General features: G+C 65.2%; 16 protein-coding genes and 1 pseudogene. 12 read left to right on the forward strand and 5 right to left on the reverse strand.

Annotated elements, in window-relative coordinates; genetic code table 11:
• Window positions 1-135 precede the first annotated feature (135 nt).
• Window positions 136-324: a hypothetical protein gene (locus BMZ79_RS33625; protein ID WP_143088969.1), complete on the forward strand. Its 189-nt coding sequence runs from the start codon at window positions 136-138 to the stop codon at window positions 322-324.
• A 95-nt stretch (window positions 325-419) separates the two neighbouring features.
• On the opposite strand, the gene BMZ79_RS15640 is transcribed toward BMZ79_RS33625, so the two are convergent.
• Window positions 420-1,010, reverse strand: a complete 591-nt coding sequence (locus BMZ79_RS15640) for a P-loop nucleotide/nucleoside kinase family protein (protein ID WP_090641502.1) — start codon at window positions 1,008-1,010, stop codon at window positions 420-422.
• A gap of 337 nt (window positions 1,011-1,347) precedes the next feature.
• On the opposite strand from BMZ79_RS15640, the gene BMZ79_RS15645 reads away from it, so the two are divergent.
• Entirely contained in the window at window positions 1,348-3,276 is a 1,929-nt protein-coding gene (locus BMZ79_RS15645) for a D-apionate lactonase family protein (RefSeq protein WP_090641503.1), read from the forward strand.
• Between the two features lie 196 nt (window positions 3,277-3,472).
• Here the strand turns inward: BMZ79_RS15645 and BMZ79_RS15650 are convergent, their stop codons facing one another.
• The 3 genes and pseudogenes from BMZ79_RS15650 to BMZ79_RS15660 form a co-directional block, all read right to left on the reverse strand.
• The gene (locus BMZ79_RS15650; protein ID WP_090641505.1) at window positions 3,473-4,075 is read right to left on the reverse strand and encodes a hypothetical protein; all 603 of its coding nucleotides are present in this window, start codon (window positions 4,073-4,075) and stop codon (window positions 3,473-3,475) included.
• A 597-nt stretch (window positions 4,076-4,672) separates the two neighbouring features.
• Window positions 4,673-4,834 (reverse strand): annotated as a pseudogene (locus BMZ79_RS15655) (DUF2188 domain-containing protein); the annotation flags it as partial.
• Between the two features lie 65 nt (window positions 4,835-4,899).
• Window positions 4,900-5,757, reverse strand: a complete 858-nt coding sequence (locus BMZ79_RS15660; RefSeq protein WP_177222156.1) for an AraC family transcriptional regulator — start codon at window positions 5,755-5,757, stop codon at window positions 4,900-4,902.
• Window positions 5,758-5,902: 145 nt separating this feature from the next.
• Between BMZ79_RS15660 and BMZ79_RS15665 the strand changes: the two genes are divergently transcribed.
• The 9 genes from BMZ79_RS15665 to BMZ79_RS15705 all read left to right on the forward strand — a co-directional run bounded on the left by BMZ79_RS15665 (window position 5,903) and on the right by BMZ79_RS15705 (window position 16,720).
• Window positions 5,903-6,973 carry a zinc-dependent alcohol dehydrogenase gene (locus BMZ79_RS15665; protein WP_090641509.1) on the forward strand — a complete coding sequence of 357 codons (1,071 nt, stop codon included), beginning with the start codon at window positions 5,903-5,905 and terminating at the stop codon, window positions 6,971-6,973.
• A 14-nt stretch (window positions 6,974-6,987) separates the two neighbouring features.
• Window positions 6,988-7,731, forward strand: a complete 744-nt coding sequence (locus BMZ79_RS15670; RefSeq protein WP_218154697.1) for a hydroxypyruvate isomerase family protein — start codon at window positions 6,988-6,990, stop codon at window positions 7,729-7,731.
• A 142-nt stretch (window positions 7,732-7,873) separates the two neighbouring features.
• Window positions 7,874-8,536, forward strand: coding sequence for a response regulator transcription factor (locus BMZ79_RS15675; RefSeq protein WP_090641512.1), 663 nt, complete (start codon window positions 7,874-7,876; stop codon window positions 8,534-8,536).
• 26 nt (window positions 8,537-8,562) lie between these two features.
• Entirely contained in the window at window positions 8,563-9,681 is a 1,119-nt protein-coding gene (locus tag BMZ79_RS15680) for a sensor histidine kinase (RefSeq protein ID WP_090641513.1), read from the forward strand.
• A 274-nt stretch (window positions 9,682-9,955) separates the two neighbouring features.
• Window positions 9,956-10,891, forward strand: coding sequence for an ABC transporter ATP-binding protein (locus BMZ79_RS15685; RefSeq protein ID WP_090641606.1), 936 nt, complete (start codon window positions 9,956-9,958; stop codon window positions 10,889-10,891).
• Between the two features lie 23 nt (window positions 10,892-10,914).
• Window positions 10,915-12,030 (forward strand): ABC transporter permease, encoded by a 1,116-nt coding sequence (locus tag BMZ79_RS15690; RefSeq protein ID WP_090641515.1) that lies wholly within the window; start codon window positions 10,915-10,917, stop codon window positions 12,028-12,030.
• A gap of 1 nt (window position 12,031) precedes the next feature.
• Window positions 12,032-13,183: an ABC transporter permease gene (locus BMZ79_RS15695; protein ID WP_090641517.1), complete on the forward strand. Its 1,152-nt coding sequence runs from the start codon at window positions 12,032-12,034 to the stop codon at window positions 13,181-13,183.
• 149 nt (window positions 13,184-13,332) lie between these two features.
• Window positions 13,333-14,691: a DUF5939 domain-containing protein gene (locus BMZ79_RS15700; RefSeq protein ID WP_090641518.1), complete on the forward strand. Its 1,359-nt coding sequence runs from the start codon at window positions 13,333-13,335 to the stop codon at window positions 14,689-14,691.
• 238 nt (window positions 14,692-14,929) lie between these two features.
• Window positions 14,930-16,720: a YhcN/YlaJ family sporulation lipoprotein gene (locus BMZ79_RS15705; RefSeq protein WP_177222157.1), complete on the forward strand. Its 1,791-nt coding sequence runs from the start codon at window positions 14,930-14,932 to the stop codon at window positions 16,718-16,720.
• A gap of 109 nt (window positions 16,721-16,829) precedes the next feature.
• Here the strand turns inward: BMZ79_RS15705 and BMZ79_RS15710 are convergent, their stop codons facing one another.
• On the reverse strand, window positions 16,830-17,669 hold the full coding sequence (locus tag BMZ79_RS15710) for a helix-turn-helix domain-containing protein (RefSeq protein ID WP_090641521.1): 840 nt from the start codon (window positions 17,667-17,669) through the stop codon (window positions 16,830-16,832).
• A 162-nt stretch (window positions 17,670-17,831) separates the two neighbouring features.
• Between BMZ79_RS15710 and BMZ79_RS15715 the strand changes: the two genes are divergently transcribed.
• Window positions 17,832-18,746 (forward strand): phytanoyl-CoA dioxygenase family protein, encoded by a 915-nt coding sequence (locus tag BMZ79_RS15715; RefSeq protein WP_090641523.1) that lies wholly within the window; start codon window positions 17,832-17,834, stop codon window positions 18,744-18,746.
• Window positions 18,747-18,815 lie beyond the last annotated feature (69 nt).

Here is an 18,815-nt window from a genome sequence, read left to right on the forward strand (position 1 = left end):
GCTTCGTTCGCGCTAGTCGGGTTGCGCGAGGGGGTCGCTCGCTTGTCGTAACGGTTCCATGCCGCGATTTTGTAGACTGCGTGCGGGAAGTCCGCGACGGGCGAGACGACGATTTTACGAGGGAGAGGAGCGAGCATGTATTTTTGTCTAAAGTGTCAGCGTCTCCACGAGCGCGCCGTGCCCGGGGTGGCGATGACGTCCGGCTTCGTTTACCGGGACCGGACGCTCGTGCCCGCGGGGATCTGTTCGGAGCCGCCGGCCATCGCCGCGAAGGACGGCGAGGACAAACGGCCGCTCGAGGGCGCCGGGCTGATCTTGGCGTAAGCCGGCCCGGAGCGCAGTACCGGAGCGAGGACCGAAGAGGACCGGAGCAGGCATGGGCCAGCTCCGGTCCTTCTCGTCATATTGGCGCCGTGTCGTCAGCCGCCGCCGAGCACGAAGCGCTCGAGGCCGGCCAGCTTCGCGTCCGTGAACGGCCCCGAATTGTCGAAGTCGAGGACGGAGCCAGGCGGAAGCGGCCAGGCGATCGTCCTGCGCCGCAGCGCGCGCCGGAACTCGTCCCAATGGCCGAGCTTCCATGCGTCGAGCGTGGATCCCCGCGCTTCGATGCGCGTCCGGTAATCGTCGTCTCCCGGGAGGAAGACGGAGACGACCTTGACGTTCGCCTCGCCGGCGGACGCGCCGATGCGGGCGAGCTCGCGGTCCAGCCAGGCCGGGTCCTCCGTCTCCTTCGTGAACGGGCCGATCACGACGGCATCGAGGCCGAGGGCCAGCTGCTGCAGCGCGGCGTCCATCGTGATCCGGTAGCCCAGATCGCGGCAATGTTCCTTATAGAACGGCGAGTCCCGGTCCTCCGGGTCCTTGCCGGCGAGCGTCATGATCGCTTCCGCCGCCGGCCGGAGCAGCGTGTCCATGTCGAGGAACGCGCCGCCGTGCCGGCGTACCCACGCTTCGGCCAGCGTCGTTTTCCCGGCGCCGGCCGGGCCGACGAAAAAGAGCAGCTTGCGCATGCGTCCACCTCCGGTCCGTTTGGTCGTCACAAGCGCTTGCGAGCTTGTACCGACATTGTAGCACAGCGGGAGCCGGGAGCGCGCGGCCGCGGGCGGACGAACGGACGCGGACGAGCGAAAGGACGAAAGAAGGGACGGAAGAAAGAAAGAACGAAAGAAAGAAAGAACGGAGATGCTTAGCCGGACGGGGGCGGTGTCGCGGATTTTACCGCCCGCCGCAAGGGAGCGCTTGCAGCCGCGGCGAATACCAACCGGTAAACGGGAAGCGTCCCCGGCTTCGTCCGAGGCGCGGTGCTTGAAGGCATCCGATGAACAAGCGAGCAAAGGAGGCGAAGGCATGACAGACGCGCAACAACTCCGCCTGCTCCGGTACGGGTCCCCGGATCCGCTGCCCGAGCGGCACGCGCTGCGGGCGGGTCCGCTGACGGCCGTTTTCGAGGAGGGCGGCCTGCGGTATATCCGGTTCGGGGATGACGAAATCGTACGGGGCTTGTACGCCGCGGTGCGCGACCGCGATTGGGGGACGGTCCGGCCGGCGTTCCGGAACGTCGAGATCGCGCAGGACGCGGATTCGTTCCGCGTCCGGTTCACGGCCGAGCACCGTCGGGGCGACATCGATTTCACGTGGGAGGGCGTCATCGACGGCAGCGCGGAGGGGACGATCGCGTTTTCGTTCGACGGCACGGCGCATGCCGCGTTCCTGAAGAACCGGATCGGCTTCTGCGTGCTGCATCCCGCCGCGCTGGCCGGCACGCCCGTCGAGACGGAGACGCCGGATGGCACGGCCGTCGGCACGTTCCCGGAGCGGATCTCGCCGCATCAGCCGTTCCGGGCGCTGCGGGCGATCCGGCACGAGGTCCGCCGCGGGCTCACGGCGGAGCTGCGGTTCGACGGCGACCTGTTCGAGACGGAGGATCAGCGCAATTGGACCGACGATTCGTACAAAACGTACTGCACGCCGCTCGCGCTGCCATATCCGGCGGCCGTAAACGCGGGAGACCGTATCCGGCAGACGGTGACGCTGCGCCTGATCGGCGACCGCGCGCCGTCCGGGACGCCGCAAGCGGCAGCCGACGCGCCGCATGTCGAGCTGCGGGACCGGCCTGCCGGCCGGCTGCCGCGCATCGGCCTGGGCAGCGCGCCCGGGCGGGAGCTGGAGCCGCTCGAGGCGGAGAAGCTTCGCCTGCTGCGGCCCGCTTTCCTGCACGCGACGGTTCGGCTCGGCGAGCCGGGTTGGCAGGCGGAGCTCGACGCCGCCGCGCGCAATGCGCGGCAGCTGGACTGCGGCCTGGAGCTGGAAGCGCTGCTGCCGGACGAGGCGAAAGACGCTGAGCGGGCGGCGGAGCGGCTCGTCGGGGCCATCGCCGCGGGGCGGCTGCGGGTCGACGCCGTCTACCCGTACCGCGTCTCCGCGTACGTCGCCGACGAAGCGCTGCTGGCGCTGCTCGCTGCCTTGCGGAGCGCCGCGGGGCTGACGTTCCGCGTCGGCGGCGGGACGCGGGCGTACTTCGCCGAGTTCAACCGCGCCGAGCTGCCGCTCGCGGCGATGGAAGCGGCGACGTTCGCGCTGAACCCGCAGGTGCACGCGTTCGACGCGCCTTCCATGGCCGAGGCGGCGTCGGCCCAGGGCGCGGCCGTGCGCAGCGCCCGCGCGATCGCGCCGGGCGTGCCGCTTTCCGTCGGCCCGATCACGCTCAAGCCGCGGCTGAACCCGAACGCGTCGAGCCCCGAGGCGGCCGCCGCCGCCGAGAACCGCGCGAACCGCGAGGACGCGCGGCAGCGCTCGCTCTTCGGCGCGGGCTGGACGCTCGGCAGCCTGAAGAGCCTCGCGGAAGCCTCGGCCGACCGCGCATGCTACTACGAGACGGCGGGACCGCTCGGCGTCTTGCCGGAAGGCGGGGCGGGCGAATACCCGCTTTACCACGTGCTGGCGGCAGCCGGAGCGCTGCAAGGGGAGATAACCGAAGCGTGTCTCGTGCGCGACCGGCTGTCGTACGAGGCGCTGGCCGTTCGGGACGCCGACGGCCGGCGCACGCTGCTGCTCGCGAATTACACGGACGCGCCGCTGCGGCTCCGCGTGCGCGCGCCGTCCTTCCGTCCCGGCCGACTGCGGGTGCTCGACGAGCGCGGCGTTCCATGCGCCGGCGCGGGCGAGACCGCCGGCCCGTATCCGCGGCTCGCGGACGCGCCGCCGCCGGACGTCCGCGACGGCAGCTTCGAGCTGGAGCTGCGGCCGTTCGCGTTTGCCGTCGCGGAGGAGGCGTAAGATAACAGTTGCGGAGAGATAAAAGAGAAGTCCCGGCGATTCATTCATCGGGGCTTTTCTATTTTCTTGCGCATCTCAAGGTTGAGAGAACGCCGAGGCAATGCGCCGCCTGTTTGCGTCTTGGCCCGACAAAGACCGCTCCCGGACGCCGTGCGGCGGGGCGCGGTCTTTGTTTTGCTTCGCGATTTGGCTGTCGCTACATGCGAATCACGATTTCGCGGCCGGTCGGCATTTGCTCTCCTCGCCGTTCGTATTCCCGGAACGTGAATTCGAATCCCGCAAGATCGTCGGGCAGCGGCGGGGAGACGATATAATCGTGGGCGTGATGGCCGCCATGGCTGCTTCCGACCGGCGAGCCGCATTCATAGCCGTCGCCGACGGTCAGCTCGTAGTACCGGTAGCGCCGCGATCGGTCGAAGGCCGCGTCTTCTTCCTCGCTTCGATCGATCGTAAAATGAACGACGCTCGCGTTTTCGTACTGCCGAACGAACGGGACGGCGTAAACGGCTTCGCCGAACTCCGTTTGCCGCGCGGCGAGGAGGTTCTTGCGAAAGCCTGCAGGCTCGACGATCGGGCGATACAGGCTCTCGTCCATCAGCAAGCCGAACACATACTTCAACTGATCCTCATATAAGCCGTTGTCCGCAGCCCACGCCTCGATATACGCGAAGGGCGGATAGCCGGGGCGGTTGTCCGAGACGTCCTTTCGTTTCTTGAGCAGTATGCAGAGCGCCTCGTCTATGGCTTTGATCCGCTCGTCGTAATGCTCCGTCGGCCGCTTATAGGGCATCCGTTTCATCGAATTTCCTCCTTCCGGAACCTTATGAGACTAGTATACCCTTATTTTGGAAGGAGACGAAGATAGAACTTCGGGCGCGAGCGGCGCGATCGGCGGAGGAAGTGCGGGGGTAGCGGAAAGCAACGCCAAACTGCGGTCGAAGCGGGATGAGGGTTGCTGGGGCGACTTCACGAGCGAGATGTGCGTGAATGTAGTGGCGTGTGAAGGCACCTGCATCGCCTTCACGGCCGAGATAGGCGTGGCTGAGGCGAGATGGAGGGGACTAGGTCACCTTCAAGTGCGAGATACGGATGTTTGAGGCGGGATGAAGGTGACTGGATCACCTTCATGAGCGAAATAGGCGTGCTTGAAGTGTGATGTAGACTGTTAGATTACCTTCATGAGTAAATGTTGCGATGGCAAGGCGGGACGCAGATTGCCGCATCACCCTCATGATCGAGCGGGCAAGCGATCAGCGGTGACCCGGCGCCGCAAGCACCGCTCTGATCGGCCACGCAAAAAAGACCGTCCGCGCCTCTCCATGTTGACGCGCGGGCGGTCTTCGATTCTCGCGGATTCAAACGGCTAGTGTCCCTTTTTGCGGATTCGCTTGTGCCGGTGCTCGGCCCATTCCTTCGCCTGCGCGGTCGCGATCGAGATCGCGCGGCCTTCCTCGTAGCCGTCCTCGAGCAGCGCGTTGGCGATGTCGATCGCCTTGTTGCGGACGGGGGCGAGAAAGTTTTTGAGCGAATCCGGGTATTCGTCATGCGTCCATGGCATGGGTTCGGCCTCCTTCGCGGCTAGTCTTACGCATCATTAGCCCGATTCCGCCCGCCGCGAAACAGCTACCGCCCCGCTCCGCGGCGCTCCGCCTGCAGCCGCAGGCCGTGCTGCTTCGGCGCGACGCCGACGACTTTCTTGAACAGCCGCGAGAAGTACGCGAGCTCCGGAATGCCGACGCTTTTGCCGACCTGGCCGACGGTCATCGCGGTCGTCGAGAGCAGACGCTGCGCTTGATCGATCCGGTACTTGATCAAGTATTGCTGCGGCGATTCGCCCGTCGCCTTGGTGAACTGCTTCGTGAAGTAGGTCCGTTCGAGGCCGACGTAATCGGCGATGTTTTTGATCGAGATCGGGCTTTGGTAGTGGGTTTCGACGAACTGCAGCGCCTTGCCGACATAGTCCGCGGCATCGGCCTTCGCCGGCATCGCCGGACGCGAAGCGAGATAAGACAGCTCCAGCACCGCGAAAATATCGTACAGCGCGCCGTGAATCCGCGCCGCGGGGAGATCCCGGCTGGGGTACGCGTGCAGCGTCTCGTTCAAGAGCTCGACGTAGCCGCGGATGGCGTCGCCGCCGTGAACCCGACGGACCGGCACGTCATGGGAAATGCCCGCTCGCTGCAGCATTTCCTTGCTCCGCCTGCCGCCGAACGCGAACCAGCAAAAGGTCCACGGGTCGTCCGGGTCCGTCTCGTAATAGGTGAGCTCGCCCGGGAAAATCGCGAAAATCTCGCCCGCTCCGACCTGGTAACGCCGGCCGTGGCAGTCGAAGAAGCCGCTGCCGCCGATGACGTAATGGATCAAGTACCGGTCGCGGATATGCGGACCGCAGGTAAAGAATCGTTCGACTTCCTCCACCCCGCAATAGTAGAGATCGAGGTCGGAAACGATCGACGGCATATGGAAGCTTTCGACTTTCACGAACATCCCCTCCTCACCCGAGACTAGCAAACAAACCACATCCGTGCAACAAAAACGCACAGCAATTCATAGCGCTTACACCTGCGCCGCGCTTACAATGGGGGTATCGGTTCCGACTATCACGCAGAAAGCGCAGGTGTTATCCATGCCCCATCAATTGATCGCGGTGGCGCCCCGCAAAGCGGCGCTGCTCCCTTACGAGGAGACGGCCGAGCTCCGGCCCGGCCACGTGCGGGTCCGCGTCGACTACGCTTCGCCGAAGCACGGCTCCGAGCTGGCGGCCTTCCGCGGCGTCAGCCCGTTCGTGACGGATTACTACGACGACGGGTGGCGCGCGTTCCTGCCGCGCGAAGCGGCCGAGCCGCAGGAGAAATTCGGCGAGTGGAACCTCGGCAACCAATACGTCGGCGTCGTGACGGAGGTCGCCCCGGACGCGAAGCGGTTCGCGGTCGGCGACCGCGTATGCGGCTATTCGGGCATCCGGGAAACGGTCGTCGCCCATCCGGATCACCTGCTGCGCGTGCCGGACGGCATGTCGTGGAAAAGCGCGGTCTGCTACGATCCCGCCCACTTCGCCCTCGGCGGCATCCGCGACGCGCATATCCGCGTCGGCGACCGCGTGGCGGTGTTCGGGCTCGGCGCGATCGGCCAGCTGGCGGCGCAAATGGCGAAGCTCGCGGGCGCGTCCTACGTCGCGGTCGTCGATCCGATCGCGAAGCGGCGCCAGGTTGCCATGCGCGCCGGGGCGGACGTCTGCTACGATCCGACCGTCGACGACGTCGGTCTGCTGCTCAAGCAGGACACGGAGAAGCTCGGCGTCGACGCCGTCATCGAGACGAGCGCCAATGAATTCGCGCTGCAGCACGCGCTGCGCGGGCTGGCGTACGGCGGCGCGATCGCGTTCGTCGGCTGGGCGCGGCCGTTCAAGGGCGGCGGCATGGACTGGGGACGCGAAGCGCATTTCAACAACGCCAAGCTGGTGTTCTCGCGGGCCTGCAGCGAGCCGAATCCGGATCACCCGCGCTGGGATTTCAAGCGCATCCGCGAAGCCAGCTGGAACCTGCTCGCCGCGGGCAAGATCGACTGCGAGGCGATCATCAACCCCGTCGTGCCGTTCGGGCAGGCGGCGGAAGCGTACGAGACGTACGTCGACCAACAACCGGAAGCCAGCATCAAGCTCGGCGTTTCGTTAACGGGAGAGGGGCTGTCGCAATGATTTTCTCGCCATCCTTGGATGCGATATTCAGCAAGACGAATTTGACGTTCGCCGAGCGCGTGGAGCGGACGCGGGAATTGGGCTTTACCGCATTTGAGTTCTGGGGCTGGGGCGACAAGGATTTGGCAGCGCTCGCCGCCCAGAAGGACCGGCTCGGCCTGCGCGTCGGCTCGTTCTGCACGAAGCACGGCAACCTCGTCGATCCCGCGCAGCGCGGCCGGTTCATCGACGGCTTGGCCGAAAGCCTCGCGGCGGCCAAGCGGCTGGACTGCGCGTACCTGATCGCGACGGTCGGCGACGCCCGCGAAGGCGTCGCCCGCGAGGAACAGCACGACAGCATCGTCGACGGGCTGAAGGCCGCCGCGCCTCTGCTGGAGGAAGCGGGCGTCACGCTCGTCGTCGAGCCGCTGAACGAGCTGGTCGACCACCGCGGCTACTACCTCGTCCGTTCCGACGAGGCGTTCGCGATCATCGACAAGGTCGGCAGCCCGAACGTGAAGGTGCTCTTCGACGTCTACCATCAGCAGATTTCCGAAGGCAATCTGATCCCGACGATCCGGGCGAACCTCGGGCGCATCGGCTACTTCCACATCGCCGACCACCCGGGCCGCCACGAGATCGGCACGGGGGAAATCCATTACCGCAACGTGCTGAACGCCATTCGCGACGCCGGCTATGCCGGCTTGGTCGGGTTGGAGTACTTCCCCGAACGCGGGGCCGACGAAAGCCTGACGGCGTTCCTGAAGGAATTCGCTTGACGGGCAGGCATACGCCCGGCAATAAAGCGCCGCTTCCGGATCCGATCCGGGAGCGGCTTTTTCCGCGCGCAGCACCGCCCTCGCCGCTTTCCGGCATTTGCCGCATAAGGTACACTAAGAGCAGCGAAGGGGCGATGACGGCATGAAAATCAAAGTGCTGATCGCGGACGACAACTCGTTCATCCGCGAAGGCATGCGCATCATATTGAACACGTTCGAGGAGTTCGAGGTGCTCGGCGCCGTCGAGGACGGACGGCAGGCGGTGGCGTACTGCCGCGCGAACGAGGTGGACGTGGCGCTCCTCGACGTGCGGATGCCGAACATGAACGGCGTCGAGGCGACGCGCCTCATTACGGAGCAGACCGGCACGAAGCCGCTCATCCTGACGACCTTCGACGACGACGAATACATCGTCGAGGCGATCCGCTGCGGCGCGAAGGGGTATCTGCTGAAGAACAACGACCCGGAACGGATTCGCGACGCGATCAAGAGCGTCTATCACGGCAACAACGTGCTGCAGGACATCATTCTCGACAAACTCAAGCCCGCGATCGGCGCCCCGGCAGCCGCATCCGCGGGGCAGCCCGCATCCGGAGAGACGCCGATCGACCTCTCCCCGTTCACGGAGCGCGAGATCGAGGTGATGCGCTTGATCGCGAAAGGCTACGCCAACAAGGAGATTTCGAAGGAGCTGTTCATCTCCGAAGGGACGACGGCCAACTACATCACCTCGATCCTGAACAAGACGTCCCTGGAGCACCGGACGCAGATCGCCATCTACTACTTGACGGGCAAAACCCGCTAGACGCTACCCGAAGGAGGCCCGTCCCCGTGGAAGTATGGACCGTCGGCAACAAGACGATCGTTTGGCTTTACGTCATCGCGCTGGCCTACTTCGCCCGCCCGCAGGCGCCGAAGCTGCTCGTGCTGTATTTGCTGCTCTATCTGATCGTGAACCTGATCCTGCATATCGCCAAGCCCGCGCCCGCCAAGCAGGGGCTCGCGGTCGCGACGGTGCTGTACGTGCTGCTGTGCGGCGCGTACGTGCAGCCGGAATTGCTGCTGCTGCTGCCGCCCAGCCTGCTCGAGCTCGCGTCCTTCCGGCTGCGGCGGCACCGCTTCGCGCTCGTGCCGGTGCTCGCGCCGATGCTGTTCCTGCCCGCGTCCCTGCTGCTGCATTACGCCTTCATCGCCGTGTTCGTCTTCTTCAATTACGCGATCGTGAAGCGGTACATGAACCGGACGAACGCGCAGGAGGACGAGCTCGAGGGGTCGCGCCGCCGGCAGCAGGAGCTCGGGCGCCGGCTGAACGACAACGCCGGGTTCGCGCAGGCGAGCGAGTACTTGGCCAAGCTGGAGGAGCGCAACCGGGTGGCGCAGGAGATTCACGACGGCATCGGACATGCCATCACCGGCGGGCTCATCCAGATGGAAGCCGCCCGCCTGACCCTGCGGCGCGATCCCGAAGGGGCGGAAGCGCTGCTGAACAACGCCATCGCGATCTCCAAGGAAGGCATCGAGCAGATCCGGCGCACGCTCAAGGACTTGAAGCCGCCCGTGGAGCAACTGGGCCTGATCCGGCTGCGCTCCGCCGTGGAAGCGTACGGCGGCAAGTCGGACCTGCTGACGACGGTCGTGCACGAAGGCGACATGGAAGCGATCACGCCGCTGCAGTGGAAAATCATCCACGAGAACGTGATGGAGGCGCTCACGAACGCGGCCAAGTACGCGAACGCGTCGGCCGTTCACGTGGAGGTGAGGGTGCTGAACCGCTTCGTCAAAGCCGTCGTGACCGACAACGGCCAAGGCGCGGACAAGGTCGTCAAGGGCATGGGGCTCGTCGGCATGGAGGAACGGACGGCCGTCGCGAACGGAACGGTGACGGCCGACGGCTCGCGGGGCTTCGCCGTGACGACGCTCATGCCGCGGTCGACGCCGGGCGGGCCGTAAACCGGCGCCGCGCCGAGACCTGATCTGGACCGCGCCGCTCCCGCAAAGGCCGAGCGCCTCGCGCCAAGGCCGCGCGATTCCGGCTAGGCCCAAGCCACTTGGGCCAGGGCCGCGCCATGAATACGGCCATGAACATTTCAATGCCCGGGCCGATGGGCGCTGGCGCAAGAATATGAGATTTCCCATGGGAACGAGATGAACTTATGCACTGACATAAGGGCGTCTCGTTTTTTTATACTGAGGCTACAAGATCAACGAAAGCGAGTTGAAGGACATGAACGTGTTGGCTATTCGGGGACTGACGAAGAAGTTCGGCGATTTCGTCGCGGTGGACAATATTTCGCTGAAGGTACGCGAGGGCGAAATTTTCGGCTTTCTCGGCGCAAACGGGGCGGGCAAGAGCACGACGATCAACATGATCTGCACGCTGCTGCAGCCGAGCGGCGGCGAGATCCGCATCCTGGACCGGGACATCAAGGCGCAGCCCCGCTTCGCCAAGCAAAGCCTCGGCATCGTGCCGCAGGACCTGGCGATCTACGAGGACCTGACGGCCTACGAGAACGTGAGCTTCTTCGCCGGCCTCTACGGGCTGCGCGGCGGACGGCTGAAGGAACGGTCGGAGGAAGCGCTGGCGTTCGTCGGGCTCGCCGACAAGGCGAAGAGCTACCCGAAGAACTTCTCCGGCGGAATGAAGCGCCGGCTGAACATCGCCTGCGCCATCGCGCACAAGCCGAAGCTGATCATCATGGACGAACCGACGGTCGGCATCGATCCGCAGTCGCGCAACTATATCCTGGCTTCGGTGCGGAAGCTGAACGAATCGGGCTGCACGATCATTTACACGAGCCACTACATGGAGGAAGTCGAAGAGATCTGCTCGCGGATCGCGATCGTGGACCATGGCAAAATCATCGCCGAAGGCACGAAGGAGCAGCTGACGGCGACGATCACGGACACGAAGGACATCGTCATCGAGCTGAAGAGCGCGGCCGGCGGCGAAGGCGAGACGCTGGCCGGACTGCCCGGCGTCCGCAAGGTCAGCCAGGAAGAGAACGTCATCCGCGTCCACAGCGACGCGTCGGTCGACAATTTGAACCGCATCCTGAAGCGCCTGATGGACGGCGAGTCCGAGATCCGCACGGTCGAGGAGCGCGAGCCGAACCTCGAGACGGTGTTTCTGACGCTGACCGGGCGCAATTTGCGGGACTGACGGGGGAGAAAGGAGGGATACGCATGATTACCTGGTTGATGACGGTCAAGGAAATCAAGCAGCACTTCCGGGACTACCGGACGTTTATTTTCATGCTCGGCTTTCCGATCGTGCTGATGCTCGTGCTCGGCATAACGCTGACGAACGCCTTCGTCACCGAGCTGGAGCTGAGCGACATCAAGGTGGCGGTGCACGACGCGAGCAGCGGCGACTTGTCGCGGGCGTTCGGCGGTTTCGAGAAGCAGCTGGCGAGCACCGGCATCGCGTTCGTGCCGCTGAAGGACGGCGAGAACGGGCGCGCCGCGGTCGAGGATAATCAGTATACGGCGTACGTCGAGGTGACGGACGCCGGCATCTCGCAGTACGGCAGCAGCCGCGACACCGTCGAAAGCGGCATCGTGCAGGGGATGCTGAACGCGTTCGCGGACCAATACAACGCCGCCGCGGCCGTCGCGCGGACGGACCCGGCGAAAGTCGGGCAGCTGCTTGCGGATGCGGACGGCGGAAGTTACCTGAAGGACGAGTCGATCGCGGCCGACCGCACGCCGGGCTCCATGGATTATTACGCGCTGTCGATGACGGTCATGGTCGGCCTCTGGGGCGCGATGTCCGCGGGCGGCCTGCTGCGCTCGGAGGTCGTGCGCGGCACGGGCATCCGGCTCGTGTCGGCGCCGATCCGGCGCGGCGAGATCTACGTCGGCAAGGTGCTCGGCAACGTCGTATCGAACTCGCTCTGCATCCTGGCCATCATTTTCTTCAGCAAGTGGGTGTTCAAGGCGTATTGGGGCGAGCATCTGCCGCTCGTCCTCGGCGTGCTGGTCTGCGAGATCATCATGTCGACGAGCCTCGGCATCGCGGCCAACGAATTATTCAAGAACGGCGGAGGACGCGGCGTGGTGATGCTGATCGTGCAGGTGGGCTCCTTCCTCGGGGGCGCGTACTTCCCCGTGAACGACTCCGGCGTCATGGGCCTCGTCGCCTGGGCGTCCCCCATCCGCTGGGGCAACGCGGCGCTGACCCAAATCATCTACGCCGGCCATACGGCGGCCGCCTGGTCGGCCATCGGGTTGTATCTGGGCGCGGCGCTGCTGCTCCTCGGAGCGACGGCCGCCGTCCGCCGGACAAGGGAGGGCTTCTAAGATGCGGAACGAACTATGGTTTCTGGTCGCGTGGACGCTGCGGCGCATTCTGCGCAACCGTTCCAATTGGCTGATTCATTTCGGTCTGCCGATCGGGGGCGTCATCCTGGCGACCGTCGTGTACGGGGCCTCGTCGCAGCCCGACGCGCGGGTGGGCATCGCGAACGGCGACGGCCAAGCGAAGATCGCGGCCGACACGGTCGGTTTCATGCGCAAGCTGGATCATACGACCGTTACGATGGTGACCGAAGCGGAGCTGAAGGATCAGCTGGCGGCGGGGAAACTGGACAGCGGCCTCGTATTGTCGAAAGGCTTTTCCGACAGCGTCATGGCGGGGCGGCCCGACCATATCGCCCTGCAGTCGGTGAAAGGCGCGACGGTAACGGCGTACTACAAGTCGATGCTGACCGGCTATATCGACAACGTCGGCGCGATGGCGCGCATCGCGAACGGCGACGCGGCCAAGTTCGACCGGCTCTACGAGGACTACGCCGCCTCGACGTTCAAAGTAACGGCGCAGTCCGTCAACGATACGTCCGGCGCCAAACAAGTGTCGACGCAGTCGATCGGCTTCCTGCTCATGTTCATGCTGACGTCGGCGGGCAACCTGACGGAGCTGATCCTGCGGAACCGGGAAAACCGCACGTACTTCCGGATCGTCTCGTCGCCGATCTCGGCGCGGACGTACGTGCTCTCGAACATCGTCGTCAATCTGATCGTCATGGCGGCCCAAATCGCCGTCGCGCTCTTCTTCATGCGGGCGATCTTCCATCTGAGCGTCGGCGTGCCGTTCGGGGAGATGTTCGGGCTGCTGGTTCTGTACGCGCTCATCGCGGTCAGCCTGTCGCTCGCCGTCGTGGCGTTCTCCAAGTCGTCGAGCGCCGCGAGCGCGCTGCAAAATCTCATTTTCACGCCGACCTCCTTGCTCGCGGGCTGCTTCTTCCCGATCGCCATTATGCCGGACGCGGTGCGGCGGGTAGCCGATTTCCTGCCGCAGCGTTGGCTGCTCGACGCGGTCGACAAGCTGCAGTCCGGCAGCGGGATCGGCGCCCTCGGGCTTCATCTCGCGGTGTTGACCGCCTTCGCGGCCGTCTTCTTCCTGATCGCCGTCTACAAGTTCGGCCGCAGCGACGACACGCGCAATTTCGTATGACGCGGACGCGGCCCGGCCGGCGATTCGCATGGCGATGAGACTCTTGCCCCGCGCAAGAGTCTTTTTGCTTATTCCGTGGCCCGTTCGGTGATTTCGGGTTATGATGGAAGCAGTCGAGCTTGCAATTTGGACGATAGGAGCTGAAGGCCTTGAGCGATGCGCGGAATAATCGGGAGAGGACCGTAACGGTCATTATGGAGAAGGCGTTTCCGATTTCCCGCGCGCGGGCGTGGGAGATGCTGTCCGATATCGGGCGGGTCAACCGGGCGATCGGATTTGCCCCCGTTCGCGAGCGGTTCGCGACAGCCGGCGAAGCGGGCCTCGCGCATCTCGCGGCGCCGTTCCGTTTTCCGGAGCCGGCGGGGCCGGATCATTCGTTCGAGTGGTCGCGGTACCGGTGGCACGAGAGCTATCGCGAATACGCCAAAGGCCCGCTGCGGGCGATCCGCTTCGGGGTTCGGCTGGACGATAAAGCCGTCGGCGGCAGGCCGGGCACGCTCGTTCAGCTGTATGCCGGCCTCGTGCCCGCGCATTCGGCGCTGACGCTGCCGGTGCGGCTCGCGGCGAAGCGGCTCATGACGCGGACGTTCCGGTATGTCGCGGGCGGGTTGGCCGCCGATGCGGAGGCATGGGCGATCGGCGCTTACCCGGCGGCGGCGGACAAGACCGCGGAGCGCCAAGCCGTGAACGAAGCGAAGCTGGCGGAAGGACTGCGGCAGCTCGTCGCCGCCGGCCATGCCGAGACGCTCGCGGCGCAAGCCGGCCGCTTGATCCGCCAAGGCGACGATGCGGCGGCGGCCGATATCCGCCCCTACGCGCTGGCCCGGGCATGGGACGCGCCGCGCGAAGACGTGCTCCGGCTGATGCTGGCGGGCACGCGCCTCGGGCTCTTCGACCTGGCTTGGCGGGTCGTCTGCCCCGTCTGCAAGTCTTCGTCCGAGACGTCGGCGCCGCTGATGCCCGGGCACGCGGACCGCGATCGCTGCGCGGCCTGCGGTACGGCGGCAATCGACCGCTGCGCCGAGCTCCGCTTCTCGGTGCACCCCGCGATCCGAAGCGTGGACCGGCCGGTGCATTGCGCAGGCGCGCCCGCGCTGTCGCCGCATATCCACGCGCAGCGCCTCGTGCCGGCGGGCCAGACCGTGGAGCTGGAGCTGCCGTCGCACGCGATCGATTGGCGGCTGCGGGTCGCGCGCGGCAACGAACGGCTGAAGCTGGCGCTGCTGGCCGGCCCGTCCGCGGGGCGAAGCGGGATCGGAACGGCCGTCCTGACCGAGGACGGCTGGACGGCCAGCGCCGTTACGGGGTACGCGGGACGGCGGATCGCGGTGACGAACGAGCGCGGCGCGGACGCGGTCGTGGCCGTGGAGCGGGAAGGGCTGGACGATGAAGCCGCCGCCGCGTCGCATGCGCTGCTTCTTCCCGAGTATCGCGCCTTGTTCGCCGATTCCGAAGCGATGGCGTATATCGAGGCAGACGACCGGCTCGAGGCGGACCGTATCGAATAGACGGGAGAACGATGACGATGAAGTCGTTTTGCGCATGCAAGCGCTTCCCTCAACCGCGACGGAGCGCCGGGCGTTCGCTCGCGTAGGGAATCCGGCGCAGCGGAGCTAAAAAGTTGCCAGCATAGCGCATCCCCGTTCGGCTAACGCTACTTATGGGCCGCATGAGTAGGGTTCAGACGATAAAACGGAGGATGATGGGATGCAGCATCGGAAGTGGGCAATGCTTGCAGCCGGGGCAATGTTATCGACAGTGCTCACGGGCTGCATGGAGAAGCACGGCGAGCTTGGCAATCGCAACATTCGCGGCAACAGCGTCTCGTACGACATGAACGGCAACCGCATTTTGAACACCCGTTTCGCCAACGACCAGATGAACGAAATGAACCGCGTGGACGGCCATCGGCTGAACAGCAACAATCTGGTCGGCCTTCACAAGAATTACCGGATGGAAATGAGCGAGGCGATGGGGGAGCGCATCTCGGGCATCAAGGGCGTCGGCAAAGCCTACGTCATGCTGACCGACAACAACGCCTACGTAGCCGTGCGGCTTAACCGCGGCGCCGGCGCCGGCAAGGGAACCGCGGGGGCGCCCGTTCACCAAAGCGGCACGAGTTCGATGAGCCTGGGCAGCGCGAAGGCGCTGAGCCGCACGCAGCAGGCGTATTTGCGCCCGCATACGATGCGTTCGATGAACGCGCACGCCCTCGGCCGGGGCAAAGGCGTGCACCGGATGACGCGGGCCAGCTCCATCGCGACGCCGAACATGCATTTGTCGGGCACCAAGAATACGTACGGCATGAACGGCATGATGGGCACAAGCGGCAACTACGGCATGAACGGCATGTACGGCACGAGCGGCACGGCCATGTACGGCAAGGCGGCCAACAAGATGAAGGGCCTGGCGAACGGCCGCAGCAGCAGCTCGTTCCATAACGTGTCGCACGGCGTCCGCAACATGTCCCTGAGCTTGAACACGAACAGCTATCTTCGCGGTCCTTCTTACAATTACGTCAACAGCAATCGTAACAATATCAACGGATTGACGAGCCATTACCAGTCCGGCTTGACGAACCAGTCGCGCAATACGGCGAGAGACTTGACGAATCTCGCCGCTCCGAACGCGCTCCCGCGCGCGATGAGCAAAGGCACGAACGCGCTGTACCGGGGCTCGTACGACGTCGCCAGAGGCACGGGGAACGTCGGCCGCGACATCGCCGGCGGCGTGACCGGCTTGGCGCGGGGCACGGGCAATTTGCTCCGCAATACGGCCAACCTGCCGGCGGACGTCGCGAAAGGCGCGCCTAGCCCGCTTGGCCGCGACCTGGCGCGGGATACGGGCATCGTGGGCCGCGACATCGGCCGCGGCGCCATGGACATCGGCCGTACCGTCGGCCGCGGCGCGGCGGACGTCACGTACGGCGCGGGCAACGCGGTCGGCAACGTCGCGCGGGGCACGGGCAACGCGATCGGAGACGTCGCGCGCGGTACGGGCAACGCGATCGGAGACGTCGCGCGGGGTACGGGCGGCGCGATCGGCAACGTCGCGCGGGGCACGGGCAACGCGATCACGGACGTCGCCCGCGGCACCGGCAACCCGATTACCGACGTCGCGCGCGGCACGGGCAACGCGATCACGGATCTCGCCCGAGGCACGGGCAACGTCATCAACGACGTGACGCGCGGCACGGCGAACGTCGCCAACGATTTGACGGGCGGCACGTCGCGCGGCTACACGAACTTCGCCGACGGCCGAACGGGCTCCGTCGCGCCGTTCGCCGCCGATCGCATGATGGCGGAAAGCGACGTATCGGCGGCGCTCCGAGCGCAAATCGCGCAAGAAATCAAGAAAATGTCGCCGTCGATCAAGGAAGTCTACGTTTCGGCGAATTCCGAATTCGCGGATCGCATGGCCGCTTACGAAGCCGACTACAAGAACGGTCAACCGATCCAAGGCTATATCGCCGAATTCAACGCCATGGTCGACCGCATCTTCCCGGCTCGCTACATTTCGGGCCATGCTCGCCGCTAGTCCTTAAGATAAACCAAGAACGGGCAGCCGATTCATGTTTTGCATGGATCCGCCGCCCGTTTTATTTTTATTTTCCTGCATGCGTTGCGCGGACCGGCCGCAGCGTTCGTTACGTCACCATCGCGGAACAAAATTGGCTGAAACTCGCGCCCGTTTTCCGCTTGAACATCCGTCCGAACGTATGGACGTCCGCGTATCCGACGCGCAGCGCGATCTCGCCGATCGACATGTTCGTGAGGATGCCGAGTTCTTTGGCGCGCTCGATCCGGACGCGGGTCAAGTAGTCGAACGGCGTCATGCCGAACGCCTTGCGGAATTTGACGATGATGTAATTGCGGCTCAGGCCCGACAGCGCTTCTAGCTCGGCGTGCTTGATGTCGCGGTCGTAATGCTCCGCGATATGATTGCGGATGAGCACCATCTTCGTTTTGATCTTTTGCTGGCCCGTGGTTTGCGACGCCTGTTCCTGCTTGTAATCGGCCACCTCGCTCAGAATCTGCATCAGCAGGCCTTGGCAGACGGCGTGGTTGGCGAGGCCAGGCTGATGGTAGCGGGCGATCAGCCTCGTCAGCAGCTGTTCGACCGCGTGTCCGGCGAAATTGCCGACGTACCGGTCCGGCCCGAGCAGCTCTTCGACGGGGTAAGGCACGTCGCCGAAATCGAATAGGATCGAGATGCAGACGTATTTCTCGTCGGGAAAGGTGCGCACCTCGTGCGCTTGCGCGGGAGCGTGGTAGATCAGATCGCCGCGGCGGGTCGGAATGGCGCGTCCTTCGATCGTGTATTCGGCGGCGCCTTCGACGACGTATTGGAACTGGTAGCTCGACAGCACCCGGCTCGGAAATCCCCACAGCCGCGGCGCGTGGAAGAGATGGGCCAGCGTGATATAAGGCGGGTGAAAGTATGAATGGGCCGCATGCTCCGGCAGCGGGGCGGCGCTTCCCGACATGTGACGTCCTCCTTCGCGCTTTCGCGTTTCGTTTATGTATACGTTCTCATACCCGCGTGATCTCGGCAACCTCTTTGTTACTTTGCGCTACTTACAGGCCGCCCGTTCTCCCTTATACTACGGGTAAAGCAGCTCAATTCCTTAGTTGGGGAGGCGTGAATCATGGATTTGACCGGCGTGAACATTCCGGTGGCGGACGCGCGCAAGCAGGAGGCCATCACGGACGAGCAAGCGCAATATTTTTTGGACAACGGCTTTCTCGTCGTGCGCGGCGTGCTGGCGGGCGAAGAACTCGCCCTCGTGCAGCGCGAGATGCGGCAGTTGTACGAGAAGGGCGCGGCGGGCGTCGAGAACGACCCGGACTACATGTACGGCACCGGCGTGAAATCCGGCCAGCCGGTTCTGCGGCGCATCGAATACGTCATCGACAAGAGCGATCCGATGAAGGCGCTGCTCGGCCATCCGTTCATCCTGCGCTCCGTCGAGAAGCTGCAGGGACGCAACCTGATCGCGACGTGGGATTCCATGGTGCTGAAAGCGCCGGACGAAGGCGTCATCGTGCCGTGGCACCGCGACGCGGCCGTGCCGGACGGCTGCGCCGATCCGCGGCCGATCTTCAACGTCGATTTTTATCTCGACGAGGCGGACTTGAAGACCTGCCTGTGGGTGATTCCGGGCAGCAACAAGTGGACGAAGGCGGAAGCGGACGCGCGCTGCAATCAGCCCGGCTTCTCGACGGAGGACGCGATTCCGGTGCCGATGCAGCCCGGCGACGTCATCTTCCACAACATCGAGGTGCTGCACGGCTCGCCTTCCGGCGACGGCAATCCGCTGCGCCGGACGGTGTACTACGAATTCCGGCCCGGGGAAATCGAGGCGGAGTTCGGCCCGCATACGCTGGAATACCTGTCGCTGAAGCAGCAGGTGCTGCTCGACTGCATCGAGCGGCGCAAGGCCGCGCCGTACGCGCAGGGCGAGACGCCGTTCCGGTACCGGCCGAACGGCGCGTTCGCCGTGCACGCCGCAAGGCGGCCGGAGCAGTACCGGTACGGGCACGAGCATTATTGGCGCCGATAGCGGCCGGCTTGGACGAAAAACCGCGCTCCCCACGGGGGCGCGGTTTTTCGCGTGCCGGGCGTCAGGCCG

It is taken from the genome of Paenibacillus sp. UNC496MF (assembly GCF_900113915.1).
Taxonomy (GTDB): domain Bacteria; phylum Bacillota; class Bacilli; order Paenibacillales; family Paenibacillaceae; genus Paenibacillus_Z; species Paenibacillus_Z artemisiicola.